The following is a 23,618-nucleotide window of genomic DNA, read 5'->3' as shown; positions in this document are numbered from 1 at the left end:
TTCATAGAGTGTTCGTCTGAGGTGAACAATGGCATTTCGCCAGTGGCAGGATATGGCACTGTTTGCGCTGGTGGCGGAGTGCGGCAGCTTTACCGGCGCGGCAGAACGCGCAGGGCTGCCAAAATCGAGCGTCAGTCAGCGCATCAGCCAGCTGGAGCAGCGGCTGGGGATTCGTCTGCTGAACCGCACCACCCGCCAGCTCAATCTGACCTTTGCCGGTGAGCGCTATCTGCTGCATTGCCAGGAGATGATGCAGGCCAGTGAACGCGCCGATCAGGCGATCGCCAGCCTGCGTGAAAATCCCAGCGGGCGTCTGCGTATCACCAGCCCGGCGGGGATTGGTGCCACGCTGCTGGCGCGCTGTAACGCGGCGTTTTTACGTCTCTATCCCGATGTGACGCTGGATGTCTCGATCTCCGATGAGATGCGTGATCTGGTGCAGGAGGGCTTTGATGTGGCGCTGCGCACCGGTCAGCCGCAGGAGTCTTCGCTGATTGGCCGCCGTATAGGCAACTGCCCGCGACTGCTGGTCGCTTCACAGCGCTATCTTGATCAGCATCCGCCGCTGGTTCATCCACAGCAGCTGTCTGCCCACCGCTGTATAGCACATCGCGCCTGGAATGAATGGGTGTTGCAGCGCGATGACGAGTTCTACCGCTGGCTGCTGCCGCCAGGCCATCTCACGGATAATTTACTCTATGCGCGCGAATCTGCGCTGGGCGATGCGGGCATTACGCTGCTGCCGCACTTTCTGACCGACGGGGCGATGGCTGATCCCCGGCTGGTGCCGGTATTGCCGGAATGGGAAATCGAAGGGAATGAGCTGTGGCTGGTCTATCCGGGCCGTAAACTGAATTCACCTGCGCTGGCGCGGTTTATTGAATTCGCGCTGCAGTCACCGGTGTTCAGGGAGTTTTATCGCTGACCGGTACAATGTGGCGCAGGAAGAGTGCCGCCATTTTTTCCGGGCCACTCTGGTAACCCGCGATATTTGCCGCTAACCAGTCGCTGGGGCTCACGCCTTCCCAGCTCACCTGATAGCCTGTGTGAAGAATGATATGCTCGAACAGAATGCGTAATGCCCGACCGTTTCCTTCCCGAAAGGGATGCAGGATATTGAACTCGCAGTAATACCAGGCAACCTGATGACAAAAAGCTTCATAGTCAGTCTGCTCCAGCCATCTTTCGCACGCCAGTTTTGCAAATAATTTCTCCGCTTCACGCAGAATAAAAGCGGGCTGGCAAAAGCGGGTCTCTCCTTTGCTGATAGAGATATCGCGTATCTGCCCCGCCCAGCTATAAAGCTCGTTAAACAGGCAGTAATGAATGTGACACAGTGACTGAAGGGTAAAAGGAGGATGAGAGAGCTTAATGGTGTGAATGGTCAGCGCGGTAACAGCACGCTCAGCCTGATCCAGCAGGGTTTGTTCGCGGATATCATAGCGATTGATCAGCACATCGGAATCGGGATAACAGTAGTGATCTCGCCAGACAAGATAACGATTCACGTTGGCTTCCTGTTACTGCTTATAGCGGCGTCGAACCTGTTCCAGGGTCGATAATTCAGCATCTGCTGAAATACGTATCCCCTCCAGCAGGGAACTTGCGGCAAAGTTTGCGACTTTAGTGGCTTCATAAATCGCTTCAGCTTTTTTAGCCACTGGCCGCTCAGCTTTTTTCTTCATTGCGTTCAGCCCTTAAAACGTCACTGGTGAAGCAGGAGGAGGCCTGAGCCTCCCCCTGACATCGTTACTTCGTCATACGCTTGTACTTGATGCGCTTCGGCTCCAGCGCTTCGGCGCCGAGAGTACGCTTCTTGTACTCTTCATATTCGGTAAAGTTACCTTCGAAGAATTCGATGTTGCCCTCATCCTGATAATCCAGAATGTGTGTGGCGATACGGTCCAGGAACCAGCGGTCATGCGAGATCACCATGGCACAACCCGGGAACTCCAGCAGGGCGTTTTCCAGCGCGCGCAGGGTTTCAATGTCCAGGTCGTTGGTTGGTTCATCGAGCAGCAGCATGTTGCCGCCAACCTGCAGCAGCTTCGCGAGGTGCAGACGACCACGCTCACCACCCGACAGTTCGCCTACGCGTTTGCCCTGATCGACGCCTTTAAAGTTAAAGCGGCCGACATAGGCGCGGCTTGGCATCTCGGTGTTACCGATGCGCATGATGTCCTGACCGCCGGAAACTTCTTCCCACACGGTTTTGGCGTTATCCATGCTGTCGCGGAACTGATCCACAGAGGCCAGCTTGACGGTTTCACCCAGTACAATCTCGCCAGAATCAGGTTGTTCCTGACCAGACATCATGCGGAACAGCGTTGATTTACCCGCGCCGTTTGGACCGATAATCCCGACAATCGCGCCTTTCGGTACCGAGAACGAGAGATCGTCAATCAGCACACGGTCGCCATAAGACTTACGCAGATTGCTGACTTCCAGCACTTTGTCACCCAGACGGGCACCTGGCGGAATGAACAGTTCGTTGGTTTCGTTACGTTTCTGGTAATCGGTGTTGTTCAGCTCTTCAAAGCGTGCCAGACGGGCTTTGCCTTTAGACTGCTGGCCTTTTGGCCCTTTGCGTACCCACTCCAGCTCTTTCTCAATCGACTTGCGACGAGCGGCTTCAGAGGAGGCTTCCTGCGCCAGACGCGCATCTTTCTGCTCCAGCCAGGAGGAGTAGTTACCTTCCCACGGAATCCCTTCACCGCGGTCAAGTTCCAGAATCCAGCCTGCAACGTTATCCAGGAAGTAACGGTCATGCGTAATCGCGACGACGGTGCCTTCGAAGTCGTGCAGGAAGCGCTCCAGCCAGGCGACAGATTCGGCGTCCAGGTGGTTCGTTGGTTCGTCCAGCAGCAGCATGTCTGGTTTTTCCAGCAGCAGGCGGCAGAGGGCGACGCGACGACGTTCACCACCGGAAAGGGTGGCGATTTTCGCGTCCCAGTCAGGCAGGCGCAGCGCATCGGCAGCACGTTCCAGCTGGGTATTCAGGTTGTGACCATCGTGAGCCTGGATGATCTCTTCCAGACGGCCCTGTTCAGCGGCCAGTTTGTCGAAGTCTGCACCTTCTTCAGCATAGAGCGCATAGACTTCGTCGAGACGCTTCAGTGCGCCAACGACTTCTGACAGCGCTTCTTCTACCGACTCACGCACGGTGTGTTCAAGGTTAAGCTGCGGTTCCTGCGGCAGGTAGCCAATCTTGAGGCCTGGCTGCGGACGCGCTTCCCCTTCGATATCTTTATCGATGCCGGCCATGATGCGCAGCAGGGTAGATTTACCCGCGCCGTTCAGGCCGAGTACGCCAATTTTTGCGCCAGGGAAGAAGCTGAGCGAGATGTTTTTCAGGATATGTCGCTTCGGCGGAACCACTTTGCCGACGCGATGCATGCTATAGACGAATTGAGCCACGTTGGTTTGAGCCTCTGGGTCTGTTGGTCGTTTGAATGATGTCGAAGTTTAGCCTTTTTCACCGTTTAATCCCAGCCGGGGGGCGGCGAATATTAGCGTGGCGGAGCCGATGCCGGGCGATGCCAGGCATAACTGACTGATTTCCACGCTCAATCGCTGACAGGGTCAGGAGAGGATGTCAGAAAGAGGCGTCAGGGCAGGCGCAGCGGGATCGCCTGCTGGGCCAGCCAGTTTTGCAACGCCTGATCGGGCGCGCTGTCACTCACCAGCAGATCAAAGCGCTGCAGCTCGGCGATGCGGGCAGGCAGCACCTTGCCATATTTACTGCTGTCAGCCACCAGCACCGACTTTCGGGCGCGCAGCATGGCGTGATGCTTCATCATCAGCTCATTGGTGTTGTAGCAGGTCGCGCCCTGATCTTTGTCGATGCCCGCCGCAGAGATAAAGGCCAGCGTCGGGCAGAGATCGTCAAGGATGGTATGCACGCCAATCGGCGTAAACAGCGCGTTGTCGGCATGAAATTCACCGCCGCTGAGAATCACGTTACAGGCCGGTTTCTCTTTCAGGGTCAGAAAGGTATTCATGGCGCAGCAGATGGCGGTAAACGACAGAGTGTCAGGAATCGCATCCACGATGTAGGGCAGGGTGGTGCCGCAGTCAAAAAAGACCGTATCGTTCTCGTTGATCAGGCTGGCGGCCGCCTGTGCCAGTCGCTGCTTTCTGGCGGCATTCTGGCCATGCTGATCGCTGACAAAATAGTGGCTGGCATGACTTTTCGGATCGCTGACGATATAGCCGCCCAGCAGGACCACGCTGGAGCCCGGCTCGGTTAAATCGCGGCGAACCGTCATCTCTGAGACGCCAAGCAGCTGGGCCGCATCTTTCAGATGCAGTTTGTCGGTGCGTTTCAGCGCCTGCGTCAGCTTGTGAATGCGTTCGTCGCGCCGGGTTTCCATGGTCATCTCTCTGTTCCCTATCCTGCAGTGCGGAGGAAAGACGCCGGGATCGACGTCAATACGCTACAAACCTCACAGATTTGAATGAGTTGCGTCTCATCCGCCAGGCTGGCAGTCAATCTTACCCGCAATCTGTGAGGGCCGCAAACCTCCGCCGTGCTGTCAGCGCGTGGTGATATCGGCACATCACCGCAGGCGGTTGTGGCTTTCATACAGCGCGTTCAGTGATGTTAGCTTGTTATAATAATAACACTGAAAATCCCATTTTATGGCGTAATTTGCCTATTATCACCGCCTCAGGATGTGGTTTTTGTCACATATTTAACCTTTAAGAATTGTTATTGTTACTTTAATAACATTTTAAGTTTAAAAAACATCCGGGAGAAAAGGTCATGACAATTGCGGTCATCGGCTCAAACATGGTCGATCTGATTACCTATACCAACAGCCTGCCGAAAGCGGGCGAAACCCTTGAAGCGCCCGACTTTGCCATTGGCTGCGGCGGTAAAGGGGCCAACCAGGCGGTTGCGGCGGCAAAAATGGGCGGCAACGTGATGATGGTCAGCAAGGTCGGTGACGATCTCTTTGCTCCGAACACCGTTGCAAATCTTCAGCAGCAGGGCGTGGACACGCGCTTCGTCACCACGGCGGCGGGCACTTCCAGCGGCGTGGCACCGATTTTTGTCGATGACCAGTCGCAGAACCGCATTCTGATTATCAAAGGTGCTAACCAGCAGCTGAAACCGGCCGATATCGACGACGCGGCAGAGGCGCTGAAAGCCTGCCAGCTGATCATTCTGCAGCTGGAGATCCCCCTGGAGACGGTCTATTACGCCATCGATTTTGCCCGCCAGCATCAGATCACAGTGATCCTTAATCCGGCTCCGGCCGTCGCCACGCTTGATATTGATTACGCCTGCAAATGCGACTTCTTTATGCCCAATGAAACCGAGCTGGAGATCCTCACCGGTCTGCCGGTCAGCAGCGATGAAGAGGTGATCCTCGCCGGACAGTCGCTGCTGAAACGCGGCCTTAAAAATCTGATCATCACCCTGGGCAGCCGGGGATCGGTCTGGATGAGCGGCGACGAGATCCATCGCGTGGATGCCACACCGGTTCAGGCGGTCGACACCAGCGGCGCGGGCGATGCCTTTATCGGCTGCTTTGCGTATCTGCTGGTGAAAACCGGCGATGTGGCCGCCGCCATGACCCAGGCGTCTGCCTATGCCGCCTGTAGCGTCACCGGGCGCGGCACCCAGCGCGCCTATCCCGACGCAGAGGCTTTCCAGCGTTTTCTCAACCGTAACTGAGGGTCTGCCATGCAACAGAAAATTGTTCAGCAATCTGATGGCTATCTGAATAAAACGCCGCTGTTCCAGTTCATTCTGCTGTCGTGCCTCTTTCCGCTCTGGGGCTGTGCGGCGAGTCTTAACGATATCCTGATCACCCAGTTTAAAAGCGTATTTGCCCTGAGCGACTTTGCCAGTGCACTGGTGCAGAGTGCCTTTTATGGCGGCTATTTTCTGATTGCGATCCCCGCGTCGCTGGTGATCCGCAAGACCAGTTACAAGATGGCGATCATGATCGGCCTGGCGCTCTACATTGCCGGCTGTATCGCCTTCTATCCCGCCTCGCACATGGCGACTTACACCATGTTCCTGGCGGCGATATTTGCCATCGCCATCGGCCTGAGTTTCCTGGAAACCGCCGCCAACACCTACAGCTCGATGATTGGCCATCGTGATCACGCCACGCTGCGCCTCAACGTCAGCCAGACCTTCTATCCGATAGGTGCGCTGATGGGGATCGTGCTGGGTAAATATCTGGTGTTCCAGGATGGCGACAGCCTGGAGAGTCAGATGGCGACCATGACGGCAGAGCAGGCGCATGCGTTCCGCCTGACGATGCTGGAACACACGCTGGAGCCCTACAAATATCTGGTGATGGTGCTGGTGGTGGTGATGCTGCTGTTTATGTTCACCCGCTATCCGCGCTGTAAACCCGAAAGCAGCGAGAGGTCGCGCCCTTCGCTGGGCGAGACCTTCCGCTATCTGGCTGGCAACCGACACTTTAAACGCGGAATTGTGACCCAGTTCCTCTATGTCGGCATGCAGGTGGCCGTCTGGTCGTTTACCATTCGTCTGGCGCTGACGCTGGGGGCGACTAATGAACGTCACGCCTCGAACTTTATGATCTACAGCTTCATCTGCTTCTTTATCGGCAAGTTCGTGGCGAACTTCCTGATGACCCGTTTCCGCGCAGAGAAGGTGCTGATTGCCTATTCGGTGCTGGGCGTGCTGACGCTGGCTTATGTGATGCTGGTGCCGAACTTTACCGCCGTCTACGCTGCCGTCTTTGTCAGCGTGCTGTTTGGTCCCTGCTGGGCGACGATCTACGCGGGAACGCTGGCGACGGTCGATAACAAATACACCGAAGTCGCGGGCGCGTTTATCGTGATGGCGATTGTCGGTGCGGCCTTTGTCCCGGCGCTGCAGGGCCTAGTTTCGGACTCACTGGGTTCTATGCAGCTGGCATTTGGCGTCTCGCTGCTCTGTTTCGCCTGGGTCGGATTCTACTTCTATGGCGAACTGCGCCATAAAAAACAGCCGGTTGCGACCGGTCGTCTGGCGGAGGAGTTACCATGAAAACCCGTTTACCCTTAGCGCGTGAACAGTTTCACACCACACCCTGGGTGCTTTTAGAAAGCGATAATTTCCGGGTTGAGCTGTTTCGCTATCCGGCGGGCATTGAGGCGGTGCGCATTCATAACCTACGCGGCAGCGTGACCGTGCTGCCGTTTCTCGGGCAGATGATCTGGGACGCAGAGTTCGACGATCATAACCTGACCATGGGCCACAGTTTTAAACAGCCGCTGCCCGCAAATTCGATCATCGACACCTATGGCTGTTTTGCGTTTCATTCGGGACTGCTGGCCAACGGCTGTCCCGCACCAGAGGACGATCATCCGCTGCACGGTGAGATGGCCTGCGCCCGCATGGACAGCGCCTGGCTGGTGCTGGAGGATCAGACGCTGTCGCTGGAAGGGGAGTGTGAATATGTCAAAGGCTTCGGCCATCACTACCTGGCCGCACCCGCTGTCCGCATTCCGGCCGATCAGCCCCGGCTGACGATTGAAATGACCGTCACTAATCTGGCTGGCGCGCCGATGCCGCTGCAGTATATGTGTCACCTTAACAGCGCGTGGATCGATCAGGGCCGCTTCCGGCAGTCGATCCCCGAACAGGCATTCCAGCTGCGTCGCTCGATCCCGGCGCATCTGCGACCGACGCCCGCCTGGGGGGATTACACCGATCGGCTGGCGCGCGATCCGCAGGCGTTACAGCAGCTCGATCAGCCGCAACTTTGCGATCCGGAGATCGTCTTCTTCGCGGACGATCTGCCGCAGTATGGCGATGAGGTGCAGTTTGAGTTGCATGCGCCGCAGGGCTATGCGCTGATGACGCGCTTCTCCACCGCACAGTTCCCGCACGCCACTCGCTGGCTGCTGCACAACCACGATCAGCAGGTGGCGGCCTATATTCTGCCCGCCACCTGCCGGCCAGAGGGCTCTCTTGCCGCGCAGCAGGCTGGCACGCTGATCACCCTGGCGCACGGTGAACAGCGCCACTTTTCTGTCGAGACCGGCTTACTCTGAGCCGGGTTTAAATCGCCACCAGGCCGCGCACACCCTCTGCTTCCATGGTGTCGCCGCGGCCACGCTGCACAATTTCTCCGCGCGACATCACCAGATAGCTGTCCGCCAGCTCCGCCGCGAAGTCATAAAACTGCTCCACCAGCAGGATCGCCATATCTCCCCGTTGCGCCAGCTGGCGGATCACCGCGCCGATCTCTTTGATCACCGAAGGCTGGATCCCTTCGGTCGGCTCATCAAGGATCAACAGCTGGGGCCGACAGGCCAGCGCCCGGCCAATCGCCAGCTGCTGCTGCTGACCGCCAGAGAGGTCGCCGCCCCGGCGTGACTTCATCGCCAGCAGCACCGGAAAGAGCTGGTAGATCTCCTCCGGCACTTCACGCGCCTGCGCAGCCGGAAAGCGTGACAGGCCCATCAGAAGATTCTCTTCCACCGTCAGACGCGGAAAGATTTCCCGCCCCTGGGGCACCCAGGCGATGCCAGCCTGCACCCGCTGGTGCGGCTTGCGGCCATTCATGCGCTGCTGCTGCCAGTGAATCTCGCCCGACTTCGCCGGGATCAGCCCCATCAGGCATTTCAGCAGCGTGGTCTTCCCCACACCATTGCGCCCCAGCAGACAGGTGATTTCGCCAATCTTTACCTCAAAAGACAGGCCGCGCAGAATATGACTGCCGCCATAATATTGATTCAGTTCAGTAACCTGTAACATTTCAGCGCCCCAGATAAACGTCGATAACCTGCTCGTTGGCCTGCACGTCGCGCAGCGAACCCTCGGCCAGTACCTGACCCTGATGCAGCACCGTCACGTGGTCGGCAATGGTTTCGACAAAGCCCATATCGTGCTCCACCACCATCAGCGAATGCTTGCCCGCCAGGCTGCGGAACAGCTCGGCGGTATAGTCCGTTTCGGCGTCGGTCATACCCGCGGCCGGTTCATCCAGCAGCAGCAGATGCGGCTCCTGCACCAGCAGCATGCCGATCTCCAGAAACTGCTTCTGGCCATGCGACAGCAGGCCCGCGCGACGCTGGCGTTCGCCGCCCAGCCGCAGCAGTTTCAGCACCTCATCAATGCGGTCACGCTGTTCGCCGCTGAGGCGGGCGCGCAGGCTGGCCCAGACCGATTTATCGGCTTTAAGCGCGATCTCCAGATTTTCGAACACGGTTAACGCCTCAAACACCGTGGGCTTCTGGAACTTGCGGCCGATCCCGGCGCGGGCGATCTCAACCGGTGAGAGACGGGTCAGATCGCTGTCCTGGTCGTAGATCACCTGGCCGGCATCGGGCCGGGTTTTGCCGGTGATCACATCCATCAGCGTGGTTTTGCCCGCGCCGTTGGGGCCGATCACGCAGCGCAGTTCCCCGACGCCGATCTGCAGCGAAAGATCGGTCAGCGCCCGGAAGCCTTCAAACGACACGCTGATCTTCTCCAGTTGCAGCACCGGATCGCGCTGCACCCGATGGCGATCCGCCAGCTGAGTTTGGGTAAACAGGACATCACTCATTTTTTCCTCCGGCGCAGCAGGCCAATCACGCCGTGCGGCAGAAACAGCGTGACCAGGATAAACATCAGCCCCAGGAAAAAGAGCCAGTATTCGGGAAAGGCGACGGTGAAGAAGCTGCGTGCGCCGTTCACAATCGCCGCGCCCAGCAGCGGGCCTATCAGCGTGCCGCGTCCGCCCAGCGCCACCCAGATTGCCGCTTCAATCGAGTTGGCCGGTGACATCTCACCCGGATTGATAATGCCGACCTGCGGCACATAGAGCGCCCCGGCCAGGCCGCACAGCACGGCGGAGAGCGTCCAGACAAACAGCTTGAAACCGCGCGGGTCGTAACCACAGAACATCAGGCGGTTCTCCGCATCCCGCACCGCAGTCAGCACCCGGCCAAATTTGCTGCGCGCCAGGGCGAAGCCGATCGCCAGGCTCAGCAGCAGCAGCAGCACCGTGGCGATAAACAGCCCGATACGGGTGGGGGTTGCCGTCACCGAAAAGCCGAGCAGGGTGGTAAAGCCGGTAAAGCCATTGTTGCCGCCAAAACCGGTTTCGTTACGGAAGAACAGCAGCATCCCGGCGTAGGTCAGCGCCTGGGTCATGATGGAGAAGTAGACGCCTTTGATCTTCGAGCGAAAGGCAAAAAAGCCAAAAATCAGCGCCAGCAGGCCCGGCACCAGCATGCTCAGGCAGAGCGCCCAGACGAAATAGTCGGTGCCGGTCCAGAACCAGGGCAGTTCCCGCCAGGAGAGAAAGGACATAAAGGCGGGTAAACCCTCGCCTGCGGCCTGGCGCATCAGATACATGCCCATGGCATATCCACCCAGGGCGAAAAAGATGCCGTGGCCCAGCGACAGCAGTCCGGCGTAGCCCCACACCAGATCCAGCGCCACCGCGACCACCGCGTAGCAGAGGATTTTGCCGACCAGCGTCAGGGTATAGGTGGAGATCGCCAGCGGATGCGTGGCGGGCAGCAGCGCCAGAAACGGCATCACCAGGAGCGCTACGGTAATCGCCAGGCCAATGCTGATGGTCAGGCGCGGCGCGGTGCGCGCCACGCGAAGCGTGATGGGTTGCGTCATCAGTCAGTCACCCTTCCTTTTACCGCAAATAGCCCCTGCGGACGTTTCTGAATAAACAGCACGATAATCACCAGAATCAGGATCTTGCCCAGCACGGCGCCAATCTGCGGCTCCAGCACTTTGTTGAGAATGCCCAGGCTGAACGCGGCAACCACGGTGCCCGCCAGCTGACCGACGCCACCCAGCACCACTACCAGGAAAGAGTCGATAATGTAGCCCTGGCCCAGCTCCGGCCCGACGTTACCGAGCTGCGACAGCGCCACGCCGCCCAGTCCGGCAATCCCCGAGCCGAGTCCAAACGCCAGCATATCGACGCGACCAGTCGGCACGCCGCAGCAATCCGCCATGGCGCGGTTCTGGGTCACGGCGCGCACGTTCATGCCAAGGCGGGTCCGGTTCAGCAGCAACCAGGTGAGCGCCAGCACAAACACCACAAACAGGATCACCGCGATGCGGTTCCACGGCAGCACCAGATTGGGCAGCAGCTGTAAGCCGCCGGAGAGCCACGCCGGATTCGCCACCTCCAGGTTTTGCGCCCCGAACAGCACCCGCACCAGCTGGATCAGCATCAGGCTGATCCCCCAGGTGGCGAGCAGCGTTTCCAGCGGACGGCCATAGAGATGGCGGATCACCGTGCGTTCCAGCGCCATGCCGATGGCGGCGGTGACCAGAAAGGCGACCGGCAGCGCCAGCAGCGGATACCAGGCTAAATAGTGCGGCGCAAACTGCTGAAACAGGCTCTGTACCCACCAGGTGGCGTAAGCGCCGAGCATCAGCATTTCACCGTGCGCCATGTTGATCACCCCGAGCAGGCCATAGGTGATCGCCAGGCCCAGCGCGGCCAGCAGCAGGATGGAACCCAGCGACAGGCCGCTGAAGGCCTGCCCCAGCAGATCGCCCCACATCAGCCGTTTCTGAATCTGTTGCAGACTTTCCGCCGCGGCGGCCCGCACCGTGGCATCCGGCTCATTCGCGGTCTGGGTCAGGCGTTGCAGGCTGGCCTGCGTATTGGGATCGCTGGACTCACCCAGCAGTTTTACCGCCCGCAGGCGCACCATCGGCTCGCCATCTGCCAGTTGCAGGTTCGCCAGCGCCAGCGCCAGTGCGGCATGGACCCGGCTGTCCTGCTCGGCGGCAAAACGCTGCTCCAGCAGCGGCAGCTGGTCGGCAACGCCCTCACTTTGCAGCTGCTGCGCTGCACGCAGACGCAGGGCCGTATCAGTGCTGACAAGCTGGTGGGCGGCCAGCGCGTTGTTAACCAGCACGCGCAGGCGATTGTTCATAAACAGCTTTTTCAGGTTGCCCGTGGGCTGCGCCACCGCATCCAGCGGCTGCAGCGTGGATCCCTGCTGGCTGAACGGCTGTTTATTCGGGTCGATGACTACCGTTTCGGCATGCAGCGCTTCCAGCAGCGGCAGGCGATGGCTGTCCGGTGCGGCGGCCCACTGTTGCAGCAGCGTGGCCTGCTGACTGCGGCTGGCAGCGGCAAAGTCAGCCGCCGGTCCGGCACTGGCCAACAGCGGCATCAGCAGCAGCAGGCTGAAAAAGCAGCGACATAGATTCATAAAAGGAGCCTCGTCAGGGGAGGGCAGCACGGCGGGGTGCCGTGCTGCCGCTTCACAGCGGGTGACGCTGCGTATCTATCAGCAACGCGCGATTACTGCGCGGTCTTCACCGGGTGATCGGGTTTTTTGTCGTTACCGGCAATGTACGGGCTCCACGGCTGCGCGCGTACCGGCTGATCGGTCTGCCACACCACGCTGAACTGGCCGTTCTCTTCCACTTCGCCAATCATGACCGGCTTATGCAGATGATGGTTGGTCTGATCCATGGTCAGGGTAAAGCCATCCGGCGCTTTAAAGGTCTGACCGGCCATCGCCGCCCGCACTTTGTCCACATCCGTGGTGCCCGCTTTTTCCACCGCCTGCGCCCACATATGAATGCCAACATAGGTCGCTTCCATCGGGTCGTTGGTGACGACGGTGGCGGCGTTCGGCAGGTTATGTGCTTTGGCATATGCGCGGTAGTCGGCGACAAACTTCGCGTTGGTCGGATTATCAATAGACTCGAAATAGTTCCAGGCGGCTAACTGACCCACCAGCGGTTTGGTATCGATGCCGCGCAGCTCCTCTTCGCCCACCGAGAAGGCGACCACCGGAATGTCAGTGGCTTTGATCCCCTGGTTCGCCAGCTCTTTGTAGAACGGCACGTTGGAGTCGCCGTTGATCGTGGAAACCACGGCCGTTTTGCCGCCAGCCGCAAACTTTTTGATGTTGGAGACAATGGTCTGGTAGTCGCTGTAACCAAACGGCGTGTAGACCTCTTCGATATCTTTATCCGCCACGCCTTTGCTGTGCAGGAAGGCGCGCAGGATCTTGTTGGTGGTGCGCGGATAGACATAGTCGGTGCCAAGCAGGAAGAAGCGTTTCGCGCTGCCGCCATCTTCGCTCATCAGATACTCCACGGCCGGAATCGCCTGCTGGTTAGGCGCAGCGCCGGTATAGAAGACGTTGGGTGACATCTCTTCCCCTTCATACTGCACCGGGTAGAACAGCAGGCCGTTCAGCTCTTCAAACACCGGCAGCACCGATTTGCGCGACACCGAGGTCCAGCAGCCAAACACCACCGCCGCCTTATCCTGAGTCAGCAGCTGCCGCGCCTTCTCGGCAAACAGCGGCCAGTTAGAGGCGGGATCGACCACCACCGGCTCCAGCTTTTTCCCCAGCACGCCCCCTTTGGCGTTGATCTCATCAATGGTCATCAGCGCCACATCCTTCAGCGGCGTTTCCGAAATCGCCATGGTGCCGGAGAGCGAATGCATGATCCCCACTTTGATGGTGTCAGCCGCCTGCACACTCCAGGCGAACCCCATGCTGACAACGGTGGCGGAGAGGGCGAAAGCCTTGATCAACGAACGTCTTTTCATCATCTGAAACCCCTGAGTAGTTGTTGTGTTATTCGGTGAGCTGGAGCCGGGCCTGCTGAAGGCGGTGCAGCGTGATCTTTCTGACCTCCGCCTTACTCACGGCGATGTGATCGGTCAGGATGCGTTGCGCCCCGGCGGTCTGCTGCTGAAAAATCGCCTGTAAAATCTGTGCATGTTCCTGATAAGTGGCACAGATGCGATCGTCACGAGTGAAGTCGAGCCGGCGGATAATGCGGATCTTCTCGGTGAGTTCGGCGTGAATGCGTGCCATCTCCGGGTTACCCGCTGCCGCCACCAGCGTCATGTGAAACGCTTCGTCATGCTGCGACACTACCAGGCCCTCTGTAAGCGCCTCCGCCTCGCACCAGAACTGGTTCAGTTCGTTTAACAGCGCGGCACACTGCGGCGCGGGCAGGGCGCAGAGGCGTTTGACCGCCTCGCACTCCAGCACGGTGCGCAGGTCATACAGCGATTCGAACCAGGCGAAATCGAAGTTCTTAATCTGCCAGCCGCTGCGAAACCAGACGTCGACAAAGCCTTCGCGTTCCAGCCGGAACAGCGCCTGACGGACCGGGGTGCGGCTGACCGCCATCCGTCCGGCGATTTCGCTTTCGCTGAAGCGATCGCCGGGCATCAGGCGAAAGGCGAAGATATCGTCCTTCAGCGCCTGATAAACCCGTTCCGCCAGCGCTTCCGGGCGGGCTTTAGGGGAGTGGGGTTGCGTTGTCATTACCGCTCCTTATTCCAGCCACAGCAGGTTATCGCCAGGACTGACCGGACGGCCCGCCTGGCAGGCAATCCGCGTCACACGACCGGCCTGCGGGGCGACAATCGCCAGCTCCATCTTCATCGCCTCTACGATAATCAGCGTCTGCCCGGCGCTGACCTCGTCGCCCGGCTGCACCAGCACTTTCCAGATGTTGCCATTGAGATCCGCCTGCACCGCCAGCCCGTTCTCCTCCTCTTCGCTGACGCTGGCGCGCGTTTCATCCTCCGGCGGCGCGTTCTGCTCTTCCTGCGCCCATAGCTGCACTTCCTGTTCAAAGGCGGCGGCCTGGCGCTGGCGGAACGCTGCAATTTCAGCGGCGTGGTTGGCGAGGAACTGCTGGTGGGCGGCAAAATCAAACTGAGTCTCTTCAATACGCAGGCTGGCGCGGCCTTCGCGGAAATCTTCGCGCAGCTGGGTCAGTTCGGTTTCACTCACCGGATAGAAGCGCACCTGATCGAAGAAGCGCAGCAGCCACGGCGCATCGGTAGCGAACTGCGGATTTTTCAGGAAGGTGTTCCAGATGGGCAGCGTGCGGCCCACCAGCTGATAGCCACCGGGCGAATCCATGCCGTAGATGCACATGTACATGCCGCCGATCCCTACGGTACCTTCGGCGGTGAAGGTGCGCGCCGGACTGTATTTGGAACTCAGCAGGCGATGGCGCGGATCGATCGGAACGGCACAGGGCGCGCCAAGGTAGACGTCGCCCAGCCCCAGCACCAGATAGCTGGCGTTGAACAGGGTATCGCGCACCTCATCGCGGCTGCTTAAGCCGTTAATCCGCTGGATAAAGTCCACGTTGTTGGGCAGCCAGGGGGCGCTGGCGCGCACCGTCTCCTGATAGCGGCTGACGGCGCCCAGCGTGGCGCTGTCTTCAAATGCCATCGGCATCCACACCACGCGGGAGGGCACTTTCAGCGTGCTGACGTCGCCCAGCGTCGCTTCCAGCGCCAGCAGCAGCGACATCAGCCGGGACTGGTGAATGATGCGGCTGTCGTAGCGCACCTGCAGCGAACGCACGCCAGGCGACAGCTCCTCTACGCCAGGCTCCGCCTGCGCCGTCAGCGCATTCATCAGCAGATGGACACGCAGACGCAGCGCCAGATCCAGCACGTTGTCGCCATACTCAATCAGCACATATTTGTCGCCCGCCTGGCGATAGACCACTTTTGGCGTGCCGGCGGTGGCCTCCAGAGCGGCCAGAATCGTGGCGGAACCGTGGGCAGTTTCGGCCAGTGACGGCACGGCAAATGTGGGCGGATGCTCAGGCCGCAATGTCTCAATCAGATGCATCTGCGCTTTTTCCCGCGCCAGCGCATCGTCTGCGGTGATGGGGTGGAAGCGGATGGTGTCGCCAGGTTTAACCTGGCCCACTTTCCACAGCTCGGCTTTGGCGATGGTCACCGGACAGACAAAGCCGCCGAGGCTTGGGCCGTCGTGCGTCAGGATCACCGGGAAGTCGCCGGTGAAATTGACCGCGCCAATGGCATATTCACAGTCGTGAACGTTGGAGGGATGCAGGCCCGCTTCGCCGCCGTTGGCGCGGGTCCAGGTCGGTTTCGGGCCGACCAGCCGCACGCCGAGGCGGTTGGAGTTGTAGTGCACCTGCCAGTCACTGGCAAAGAACGCATCGATGGCGGCCTGGGTGAAGAAGTCCGGTGCGCCGTGCGGGCCGTAGAGCACGCCGATGCGCCACTCGCTGCCGTAGTGCGGAATCAGCGCCGCATCGAGCGGCTGCGGATCGCTGACCGGGGCAGGCGTGGTGCAGGCTGCCCGATCAGGCTGGGAGATCGCCAGCATATCGGCAACCCGCAGGGTGCGTCCGGCGTGACCGCCAAACTGGCCCAGCGAAAAGGTGCTGCGGCTGCCCAGATACTCCGGCACGTCGAAGCCGTTACGTAAGGCCAGATAGCTGCGGCAGCCCGTCCGGGCGCGTCCCAGCACCAGAGTCTCTCCCGCTTTCACCGCCAGCGGCTGCCAGGTGCTGACCGGTTCGCCCTCCAGCGTGGCGTCGCAGTCAGCACCGGTCAGCGCCACGATGGCATCACAGTGGAAACGCAGCGTCGGCCCCTGCAGGGTAAATTCCAGCCCCGCCGCCGCGTCATGATTACCGACGATGCGGTTAGCCAGCCGGAAAGCGAAGTCATCCATCGGGCCGGAAGGCGGCACGCCGATATCCCAGTAGCCGAGGCGGCCTGGATAGTCCTGAACCGAACTGAAGGTGCCGGGTTGCAGCACTTCCACCACGGAGGAGGCAGGCACCACGCTGTCGAGGTAGCGCGTCCAGACGTTGCCGCTGCGAAACGCGTCGCTGGCGGTAATCTGGCGCAGATAGTCGAGGTTGGTGGCGATGCCGTGCAGCTGAGTGGCATCCAGCGCATGGCGAAGTTTTTCCAGCGCCGCATCGCGGGTGTCGGCATGCACGATCAGTTTGGCGATCATCGGATCGTAGAAGCTGGAGACCTCGCTGCCGGTTTCGATGCCGCTGTCGACCCGCACGCCGTCAGGGAAAGTTACGCCGGTTAGCAGGCCGGGGCTGGGCTGAAAGTTCTTGAGTGGATCTTCCGCATAGAGCCGCACTTCAATGGCGGCGCCCTGCGGCGCCTGCTGCAGACGTGACCAGTCAACCGCATCGCCCGCCGCCACCTGCAACATGCACTCCACCAGATCGAGTCCGGTGACGCACTCAGTGACCGGATGCTCCACCTGCAGGCGGGTGTTCACTTCCAGAAAGTAAAAGGCCTGCTGGTCGACGTCGTAGATATACTCCACGGTGCCTGCGCTGCGGTAGTTCACCCGCTCGCCGAGCCGCACCGCCGAGGCGAGCAGGGCGTCACGCGTCGCCGGAGACAGACCGGGCGCGGGCGTCTCTTCCACCACCTTCTGATTGCGGCGCTGCAGTGAGCAGTCGCGTTCACCCAGCGCGACCACAGTGCCGTTACCGTCACCAAAAATCTGCACTTCTACGTGGCGGGCGCGATCGATGCAGCGCTCCAGAAACACGCCCGCATCACTGAAGAACTGCTCGCCAAGACGGCGTACGCTCTCCCAGGCGCTGGCGAGCGCTCCGGCGTCGGCGCAGCGCGTCAGGCCAATGCCGCCGCCGCCCGCCGTGCTTTTCAGCATCACCGGATAGCCGATCTTATCGGCCGCCTGCATCGCCTCCTCCAGCGACGCAAGCAGCGGTGTGCCGGGCGTCATTGGTACACCTGCACTGGCTGCCAGCTCACGGGCACGGTGCTTAAGGCCGAACTCACCAATCTGCTGCGCGGTGGGGCCGACAAAGGCGATCCCTGCCGCTTCACAGGCTTCGGCAAACGGCTGGCTTTCTGAAAGAAAACCGTAGCCCGGCCAGATAGCCTGGGCGCCGCTCTGCTGAGCCGCCGCCAGAATTTTGTCGATGCGCAGATAGCTGTCGCTGGCTTTATCGCCGCCCAGCGCGATAGCGATATCCGCCTGCTTAACGTGCTGCGCGTTGCGGTCAGTATCTGAATAGACCGCGACACTTTTGACGCCAAGGCGCTTCAGCGTCCGAATGGCGCGGCAGGCGATTTCGCCGCGGTTGGCAATCAGTACGGTGGTGAACATGATCAGTGACTCCCCTGTGATGCCAGCCAGTTGCGCCAGCCGCCCGTCTCAGTAATCTCCAGCGCGTTGTTCAGCGCCGCACCTTCGCAGATAAAGCCTTTCACCACCCGGCCATCCGCCAGCGTCAGGCTGCCGATGCCCAGCGGTGCGGGAATCTCCGCCACAAACTCACCAAAGCGCGCCAGCGGGATATCCCACAGCTCCACGGTGATAGCGGCGCCCTGTTCGTCACGCATCAGGCCGGGTTTTTTGATCGCGCCCTCCAGCAGGGCAAACAGGCGATAGTGTGGCGCGGTCTTCGTCTCTTCCACCCAGACGGCATGGCGATCGGTGAGCTGAAAATTAAGCGGCATTCCGGTGAGATGCGCGCCCACCACCGCCAGCCGGACATGGTCGGCGGAGGCGGGCAGGCTGGTGCGCCAGGCAGGGCAGGGCTGGCCGGTCGCGCCCAGTGGCAGAGCAAGCTGCTGCTGCCAGCGAATGCCAAACTCAGCCAGCGCCCGATCGTGCCAGGCGGGCGCAATCAGCGTAATGCCTGCCGGGAGATCGTCATTGCGAAACGGTGCGGGCAGCGCCAGCGCGGCGAGGTCGGCAAGGTTGGTAAAGTTGGTATAGGTGCCGAACTGCGAGTTGAAGTGAATCGGCTCCTGCTTCATCTCCTCCAGGGTATGAATCGTGGGCGAGGTCGGCACCACCAGCGCGTCAAACTGTGCCAGCGTCTGCTGAATCTGACGCGTCAGTTCGGCCCGCAGATACTCCGCCTTATAGGCATCGACTGCGCTGTATTTCAGGCCACTGGCGATAATCTCGTGTACCACCGGATCCATCTCCGCCGGGCGATCGAGCATCCCGCCCACCGCCGCCGTGCGTTCGGCGACCCAGGCACCGTAGTAGAGCTGTTCAGCCAGCTTCCTGAACGGGGTGAAGTCGATAGGGTGTAGCGTCACGCCACCCGCCTGCAACGCCTCCAGCGCCTGGTCCCAGGCGGCTTCGGCGGCGGCATCATCAAAAAACTCCGGGTTCAAAGGTACCGCAAAATGGGGATGAACGGGCAGGCTGGCCGGGGCGGTGCGCGGATTAATGCGCGAATAGGCGTCACCGGCATCATAGCCACCCATGACGCTGGCGACGCTAAAGGCATCTTCTGCCGTCAGCGCAAACACGGAAATCGTGTCGTTGAGGCGGCAGGCGGGCACCACGCCGCGTGCAGAGAACCAGCCCTTGGTCGGCTTCAGTCCGACAATATTGTTAAAGCCCGCCGGAACGCGGCCCGATCCCGCTGTATCGGTGCCCAGTGAAAAGGCGACCAGCCCGCGTGCCAGCACCGACGCAGAGCCGGAGCTGGAGCCGCCACTGACGTAATCGGCATCAAAGGTGTTACTGACCGCGCCAAACGGGGAGCGAGTGCCCACCAGGCCGGTAGCGAACTGATCGAGGTTGGTTTTGCCGATGACTATCGCGCCGGCGGCTTTCAGGCGGGCGACCGCTACCGCGTCTTCGCTGGCGGTATAGGTAAAGGCGGGGCAGGCGGCGCTGGTCGGCCAGCCCGCCACATCAATGTTGTCTTTGACGGCGAAGGGAACACCAAACAGCGGCAGCGATCCGGGATCGCGCTGATAGTGCGCCAGCAGTGGCTCAATCTGAGCCGCTAACTGCTCCGGTGTCGCCAGATAGATCCAGGCATTATCGTGCGTGTCGAGAGCCGCCAGGTGGGCGCTCAGCAGTGACGTAATCTGTTGCGGCGCCTGCTGATAACGCTGCTGCCAGGCGTGAAGCGTCAGGCCAAAGGTTGAAGTCATACGAAGAATTCCAGCTGGTATACAAGATGGAATTCAACAGAGCAAAGGCTGTGCCACTTTTTTAACGCAATGATTCAACAGTTTAATGCGTTCAGTGATAAGATTTTCTGATGATAATTTGCACAATTACGGCGCGCACGCTGAGCGATGACGGTGCGTTTACCTTTCGTGTGCGTAAATTTTGTGAAGAACATGGCAAGAGTCCGGTGGCCTGGTTAGCATGAAGACTGTCTGGCAACTCGCCGGCCCCAGCAACAGAGGAGATTTACGTGGTGAAGTGGCGTAACTGGATGATAGGGATCTGCATGGCCGGCACGGCCAGCAGCGCATGGGCCGATTCGCTTGATCAACAACGGCAACGTTATCAACAAATTAAACAGGCCTGGGACAGCAATCAGATGGCCACCGTGGATCAGCTGTTGCCCACGCTACAGGATTATCCGCTCTATCCTTATCTGCAATATCGCCTGCTGGCACAGGATCTCGATCAGGAGACCACCCTGGCGGTACAGAACTTTATTCGCCAGTATCCTACGTTGCCACCCGCGCGTTCGCTCAGCACCCGCTTTATTAATGTGCTGGCTTACCGACAGGACTGGCAGGGTGTGCTGAACTTCAGTCCGACCGAACCTAAGCCGGTGCAGGCACGCTGTAACTGGTATTACGCCAAATGGGCCACCGGTCAGCAGCAGGCCGCGTTTGACGGCGCGAAGCAGATCTGGCTGCGTGGCACGGCGCTGCCCGCGGACTGCGATAAGCTCTTTTCGGTCTGGCAGGCGTCCGGTCAGATTTCGCCAATTACGATCCTGGAGCGTATCCGGCTGGCGATGAAAGCAGGCAACGACAGCCTGGTGAGCTATCTGGCGAAAACGTTGCCAACTGACTATCAGACCATGTCTGACGCGATACAGGCCCTGCAGCAGGACCCGTTAACGGTCAGCACCTTCGCCAGCGCCGTCGGGCCAACCGACTTTACCCGCCAGGCGACGATTTACGCCTTTACGCGTGTGGCGCGGCAGGACATGGAAAATGCCCGCAGCCTGATTCCGATCCTGGTCCGGGCGCAGAAGATGGGGCCGGAGGATGAGCAGGCGCTGAAGGAGATTGTGGTCTGGCGCATGATGGGCAGCGATCTCACCTCTGAGCAGGCACGCTGGCGCGATGCGGTGGTGATGAACAGCGAGTCTACCGCGCTGGTAGAACGCCGGGTACGACTGGCACTCTCTCAGCATGACCGACGCGGCCTCAACACCTGGATCGCCCGTCTGCCGCTGGAAGCCAAAGAGAAAGATGAGTGGCAGTACTGGCAGGCCGATCTGCTGTTTGAGAAAGATCGTAAAGAGGAAGCGGAAGAGATCCTGCGCAAACTGATGCAGGCGCGTGGCTTCTATCCAATGGTGGCCGCGCAGCGGCTGGGCGTTGACTACCCGTTGCAGGTGGATGAAGCGCCGAAGCCTGACAGTGCCACGGTGCAGGGACCGGAGCTGGCCCGCGTTCGCGAGCTGATGTACTGGGGACTGGATAACCTGGCGCGCAGCGAGTGGAGCAATCTGATCGGCAGCCGTACGCACACGCAGCAGCAGATGCTGGCGCGCTACGCCAATGAGCAGGACTGGTGGGATCTCAGCGTGCAGGCGACCATCACTGCCAAAATGTGGGACAGCCTGAAAGAGCGTTTCCCGCTGGCGTGGCAGAGCGTCTATGAGCGCAATACCGCGGTGAAGCAGATCCCGCCGAGCTATGCGATGGCGATTTCGCGTCAGGAGAGCGCCTGGAATCCGAAAGCGCGTTCACCGGTCGGCGCCAGCGGTCTGATGCAGATTATGCCTGCCACGGCGGCGCATACCGTGAAGATGTATAACATCCCTGGCTACAGCAACACCAGCCAGCTGCTCGATCCGGAAACCAATATTCAGATCGGCACCCAGTATCTGGAATATGTCTATCAGCAGTTCAATCAGAACCGGATTTTCGCCTCGGCGGCCTACAATGCCGGGCCGGGCCGGGTGCGAAGCTGGCAGAAAACCAGTGCGGGCAATCTTGATGCCGTCGCGTTTATCGAGACCATCCCGTTCTCTGAAACGCGCGGCTATGTGAAGAATGTGCTGGCGTACGACGCTTACTATCGTCACTTCATGGGCAAGCCTGACAAGATCCTGTCAGATGCTGAGTGGAATCGCCGTTACTAGCTGTGCTAAGCTTCCGTACTCTTTAGCGAGTACGGAAGCCTCTTCATGACCCATTCTGATTCCCCCACCGATGCGCATCCGGCACAAGATAGCTGGCAACGCTTTGTCGTGCTGATGCAGCAGGCCTTTGCTGATGGTCATGCGCTGCCACTGATGCAACTGATGATGACGCCCGACGAGCGGGAAGCGTTCGGCACCCGTCTGCGGATTATCGAAGAGTTAATGAACGGCGAGATGAGCCAGCGCGAACTGAAAAATGAGCTCGGCGTTGGCATTGCGACCATTACACGTGGCTCGAACAGCCTGAAAGAGGCGCCGCCGGAGCTGAAACGCTGGCTGGAGGCGCGTCTGGGACGCGCCTGATCACTGCTGGTAAAGCGGATGGATGAACGAGCAGAGCGCCAGAATCAGTGCCTGATGATAGACACTGGAGCGGCTGAGCAGGCCGTTTGTGAACGCCCCGATAGCGCCACCCTGGTGTTTAATATTTTCGATGCCGGTTAACCGCGCCATCTCGTCGCCCAGCTCCCGCCCTTCACGCAGACCCGCCAGCACCACCGGCGGCAGGGTGAAACTGGCCGAGCGCGATTCGCCGCGCTGCTTCTGATTTTCTACCACCATCCAGGCAAACGCGCTGTCATCTTCGATGCCCGCCTCAATCGCTACCCAGAACGCCGCTTCTGGCCGGACCTGCCGGGCATTCATCACGCGCTGACGTGCGCCAGTTCGCGTTTCGAGATGGGTTAACGGTTGTGCTGCTACGCCGCTATCGACCTCGACCCCTTCAATATGGCAGGATCCCTCGCCGAAAACGTCGTTGAATGCCTGAGCAATCGCATGAATTTTCGCTGGATTGGTGGTGGCTGCGACAACATGGTACATAATTGGTTGAACCCTCAGGTGATTAAGCGCCTGGTCCATCGGGCTGTTTGATTTGTCATTCTGAACCCGGGCAGTGCTCACAATCCTCACGTACTTTCCGTACGCGCCGGTTGTTTCGCGCTCTCCGTGTGCAGACTGACTGCAACAATGACGCCTGATGGGGTAAGCTCTAAAGCGATTTTTGTCGCAGTATAACGGAAACTAACATGCTACAGGTCTATCTTGTTCGTCACGGTGAAACGGTATGGAATGCGGAGCGTCGCATTCAGGGTCAGTCCGACAGTCCGCTGACGGAAAAAGGTGAGCAGCAAGCCTGGCAGGTGGGTGAGCGCGTGAAACATCTGGGCATTACGCACATTATTGCCAGCGATCTGGGGCGAACGCGCCGCACCGCGGAGATTATTGCGGATGCCTGCGGTTGCTCAGTCACGCTTGATCCGCGGTTGCGTGAGCTGAATATGGGGGTGCTGGAGAAGCGTCCGCTGGATGGCTTAACCGCGGAAGAAGAGCAGTGGCGCGCCACGCTGGTCAACGGCACCGAAGGGGGCCGTATTCCTGAAGGGGAGTCGATGACTGAGATGGCGACGCGCATGCACGCCGCGCTGAATGCCTGTCTTGATCTTCCAGCCGGAAGCCGTCCACTGCTCGTCAGTCACGGTATGGCGCTGGGGGCGCTGGTCAGCACGATTCTCGGTCTGCCTGCCTATGCGGAACGTCGTCTGCGTCTGCGTAACTGCTCACTCTCACGTGTTGATTATCAGCAGAGCGCCTGGCTGGCAGAAGGCTGGATTGTCGAGACGGCGGGGGATATTTCCCATCTGGATGCGCCTGCACTCGACGAGCTTCAACGCTGATTTACTTAAAAGGC

20 protein-coding genes are annotated in these 23,618 nt (G+C 59.9%); 7 read left to right on the top strand and 13 right to left on the bottom strand.

Annotated features, from left to right (window positions below; all coding sequences use genetic code 11):
- Window positions 1-28: 28 nt before the first annotated feature.
- Window positions 29-925 carry a LysR family transcriptional regulator gene (locus ACO6VX_RS19685; protein WP_010253616.1) on the top strand — a complete coding sequence of 299 codons (897 nt, stop codon included), beginning with the start codon at window positions 29-31 and terminating at the stop codon, window positions 923-925.
- On the opposite strand, the gene ACO6VX_RS19680 is transcribed toward ACO6VX_RS19685, so the two are convergent.
- From ACO6VX_RS19680 to deoR, 4 genes are all read right to left on the bottom strand, one after another.
- Window positions 906-1,508 carry a Fic/DOC family protein gene (locus ACO6VX_RS19680; RefSeq protein ID WP_346555829.1) on the bottom strand — a complete coding sequence of 201 codons (603 nt, stop codon included), beginning with the start codon at window positions 1,506-1,508 and terminating at the stop codon, window positions 906-908. The two genes, ACO6VX_RS19685 and ACO6VX_RS19680, sit on opposite strands and share 20 nt — an antisense overlap.
- A 12-nt stretch (window positions 1,509-1,520) precedes the next feature.
- Complete coding sequence (locus tag ACO6VX_RS19675; protein ID WP_109652447.1) at window positions 1,521-1,685, bottom strand: YhfG family protein; 165 nt, start codon at window positions 1,683-1,685, stop codon at window positions 1,521-1,523.
- Between the two features lie 64 nt (window positions 1,686-1,749).
- The gene (gene ettA, locus ACO6VX_RS19670) at window positions 1,750-3,417 is read right to left on the bottom strand and encodes an energy-dependent translational throttle protein EttA (protein WP_010253620.1); all 1,668 of its coding nucleotides are present in this window, start codon (window positions 3,415-3,417) and stop codon (window positions 1,750-1,752) included.
- A 191-nt stretch (window positions 3,418-3,608) separates the two neighbouring features.
- Window positions 3,609-4,373, bottom strand: a complete 765-nt coding sequence (deoR, locus tag ACO6VX_RS19665) for a DNA-binding transcriptional repressor DeoR (RefSeq protein ID WP_010253621.1) — start codon at window positions 4,371-4,373, stop codon at window positions 3,609-3,611.
- A 392-nt stretch (window positions 4,374-4,765) separates the two neighbouring features.
- Between deoR and rbsK the strand changes: the two genes are divergently transcribed.
- From rbsK to ACO6VX_RS19650, 3 genes are read left to right on the top strand one after another with little or no spacing between them, the layout of a single operon-like run.
- Complete coding sequence (gene rbsK / locus ACO6VX_RS19660; RefSeq protein ID WP_346455425.1) at window positions 4,766-5,683, top strand: ribokinase; 918 nt, start codon at window positions 4,766-4,768, stop codon at window positions 5,681-5,683.
- A 9-nt stretch (window positions 5,684-5,692) separates the two neighbouring features.
- Window positions 5,693-7,018 carry an L-fucose:H+ symporter permease gene (fucP, locus tag ACO6VX_RS19655; RefSeq protein ID WP_010671707.1) on the top strand — a complete coding sequence of 442 codons (1,326 nt, stop codon included), beginning with the start codon at window positions 5,693-5,695 and terminating at the stop codon, window positions 7,016-7,018.
- Window positions 7,015-8,028 (top strand): aldose 1-epimerase family protein, encoded by a 1,014-nt coding sequence (locus ACO6VX_RS19650; protein ID WP_187511375.1) that lies wholly within the window; start codon window positions 7,015-7,017, stop codon window positions 8,026-8,028. Before fucP ends, ACO6VX_RS19650 begins: the two co-directional genes overlap by 4 nt.
- A gap of 7 nt (window positions 8,029-8,035) precedes the next feature.
- On the opposite strand, the gene urtE is transcribed toward ACO6VX_RS19650, so the two are convergent.
- From urtE to atzF, 8 genes are all read right to left on the bottom strand, one after another.
- Complete coding sequence (gene urtE / locus ACO6VX_RS19645; RefSeq protein WP_010253632.1) at window positions 8,036-8,734, bottom strand: urea ABC transporter ATP-binding subunit UrtE; 699 nt, start codon at window positions 8,732-8,734, stop codon at window positions 8,036-8,038.
- 1 nt (window position 8,735) lies between these two features.
- Complete coding sequence (urtD, locus tag ACO6VX_RS19640) at window positions 8,736-9,527, bottom strand: urea ABC transporter ATP-binding protein UrtD (protein ID WP_163763228.1); 792 nt, start codon at window positions 9,525-9,527, stop codon at window positions 8,736-8,738.
- Window positions 9,524-10,597 carry an urea ABC transporter permease subunit UrtC gene (urtC, locus tag ACO6VX_RS19635; RefSeq protein WP_050680507.1) on the bottom strand — a complete coding sequence of 358 codons (1,074 nt, stop codon included), beginning with the start codon at window positions 10,595-10,597 and terminating at the stop codon, window positions 9,524-9,526. Before urtC ends, urtD begins: the two co-directional genes overlap by 4 nt.
- Window positions 10,597-12,162 (bottom strand): urea ABC transporter permease subunit UrtB, encoded by a 1,566-nt coding sequence (gene urtB / locus ACO6VX_RS19630; RefSeq protein ID WP_346555828.1) that lies wholly within the window; start codon window positions 12,160-12,162, stop codon window positions 10,597-10,599. The genes urtC and urtB overlap by 1 nt, the downstream gene beginning before the upstream one ends.
- A 92-nt stretch (window positions 12,163-12,254) precedes the next feature.
- Entirely contained in the window at window positions 12,255-13,523 is a 1,269-nt protein-coding gene (urtA, locus tag ACO6VX_RS19625) for an urea ABC transporter substrate-binding protein (protein WP_033756912.1), read from the bottom strand.
- Window positions 13,524-13,551: 28 nt separating this feature from the next.
- A complete protein-coding gene (locus ACO6VX_RS19620) occupies window positions 13,552-14,253 on the bottom strand; it encodes a GntR family transcriptional regulator (protein WP_010253646.1) in 702 nt (233 codons plus the stop codon).
- Between the two features lie 9 nt (window positions 14,254-14,262).
- Window positions 14,263-17,880 carry an urea carboxylase gene (gene uca / locus ACO6VX_RS19615; protein WP_346555827.1) on the bottom strand — a complete coding sequence of 1,206 codons (3,618 nt, stop codon included), beginning with the start codon at window positions 17,878-17,880 and terminating at the stop codon, window positions 14,263-14,265.
- 2 nt (window positions 17,881-17,882) lie between these two features.
- The gene (gene atzF, locus ACO6VX_RS19610) at window positions 17,883-19,679 is read right to left on the bottom strand and encodes an allophanate hydrolase (protein ID WP_132499291.1); all 1,797 of its coding nucleotides are present in this window, start codon (window positions 19,677-19,679) and stop codon (window positions 17,883-17,885) included.
- 269 nt (window positions 19,680-19,948) lie between these two features.
- On the opposite strand from atzF, the gene sltY reads away from it, so the two are divergent.
- Both sltY and trpR read left to right on the top strand, forming a co-directional pair.
- On the top strand, window positions 19,949-21,868 hold the full coding sequence (gene sltY / locus ACO6VX_RS19605; protein WP_010253653.1) for a murein transglycosylase: 1,920 nt from the start codon (window positions 19,949-19,951) through the stop codon (window positions 21,866-21,868).
- Window positions 21,869-21,913: 45 nt separating this feature from the next.
- Window positions 21,914-22,231, top strand: coding sequence for a trp operon repressor (gene trpR / locus ACO6VX_RS19600; RefSeq protein ID WP_010671698.1), 318 nt, complete (start codon window positions 21,914-21,916; stop codon window positions 22,229-22,231).
- Here the strand turns inward: trpR and yjjX are convergent, their stop codons facing one another.
- Window positions 22,232-22,750 carry an inosine/xanthosine triphosphatase gene (gene yjjX, locus ACO6VX_RS19595; RefSeq protein WP_422458280.1) on the bottom strand — a complete coding sequence of 173 codons (519 nt, stop codon included), beginning with the start codon at window positions 22,748-22,750 and terminating at the stop codon, window positions 22,232-22,234.
- 206 nt (window positions 22,751-22,956) lie between these two features.
- Between yjjX and gpmB the strand changes: the two genes are divergently transcribed.
- Window positions 22,957-23,604 carry a 2,3-diphosphoglycerate-dependent phosphoglycerate mutase GpmB gene (gene gpmB / locus ACO6VX_RS19590; RefSeq protein WP_010253664.1) on the top strand — a complete coding sequence of 216 codons (648 nt, stop codon included), beginning with the start codon at window positions 22,957-22,959 and terminating at the stop codon, window positions 23,602-23,604.
- The last annotated feature ends 14 nt before the right edge of the window (window positions 23,605-23,618 follow it).

This window comes from Pantoea sp. BJFS-204, assembly GCF_049310725.1.
GTDB lineage: Bacteria > Pseudomonadota > Gammaproteobacteria > Enterobacterales > Enterobacteriaceae > Pantoea > Pantoea agglomerans.
This window is presented reverse-complemented; position numbering and strand designations above follow the sequence as displayed.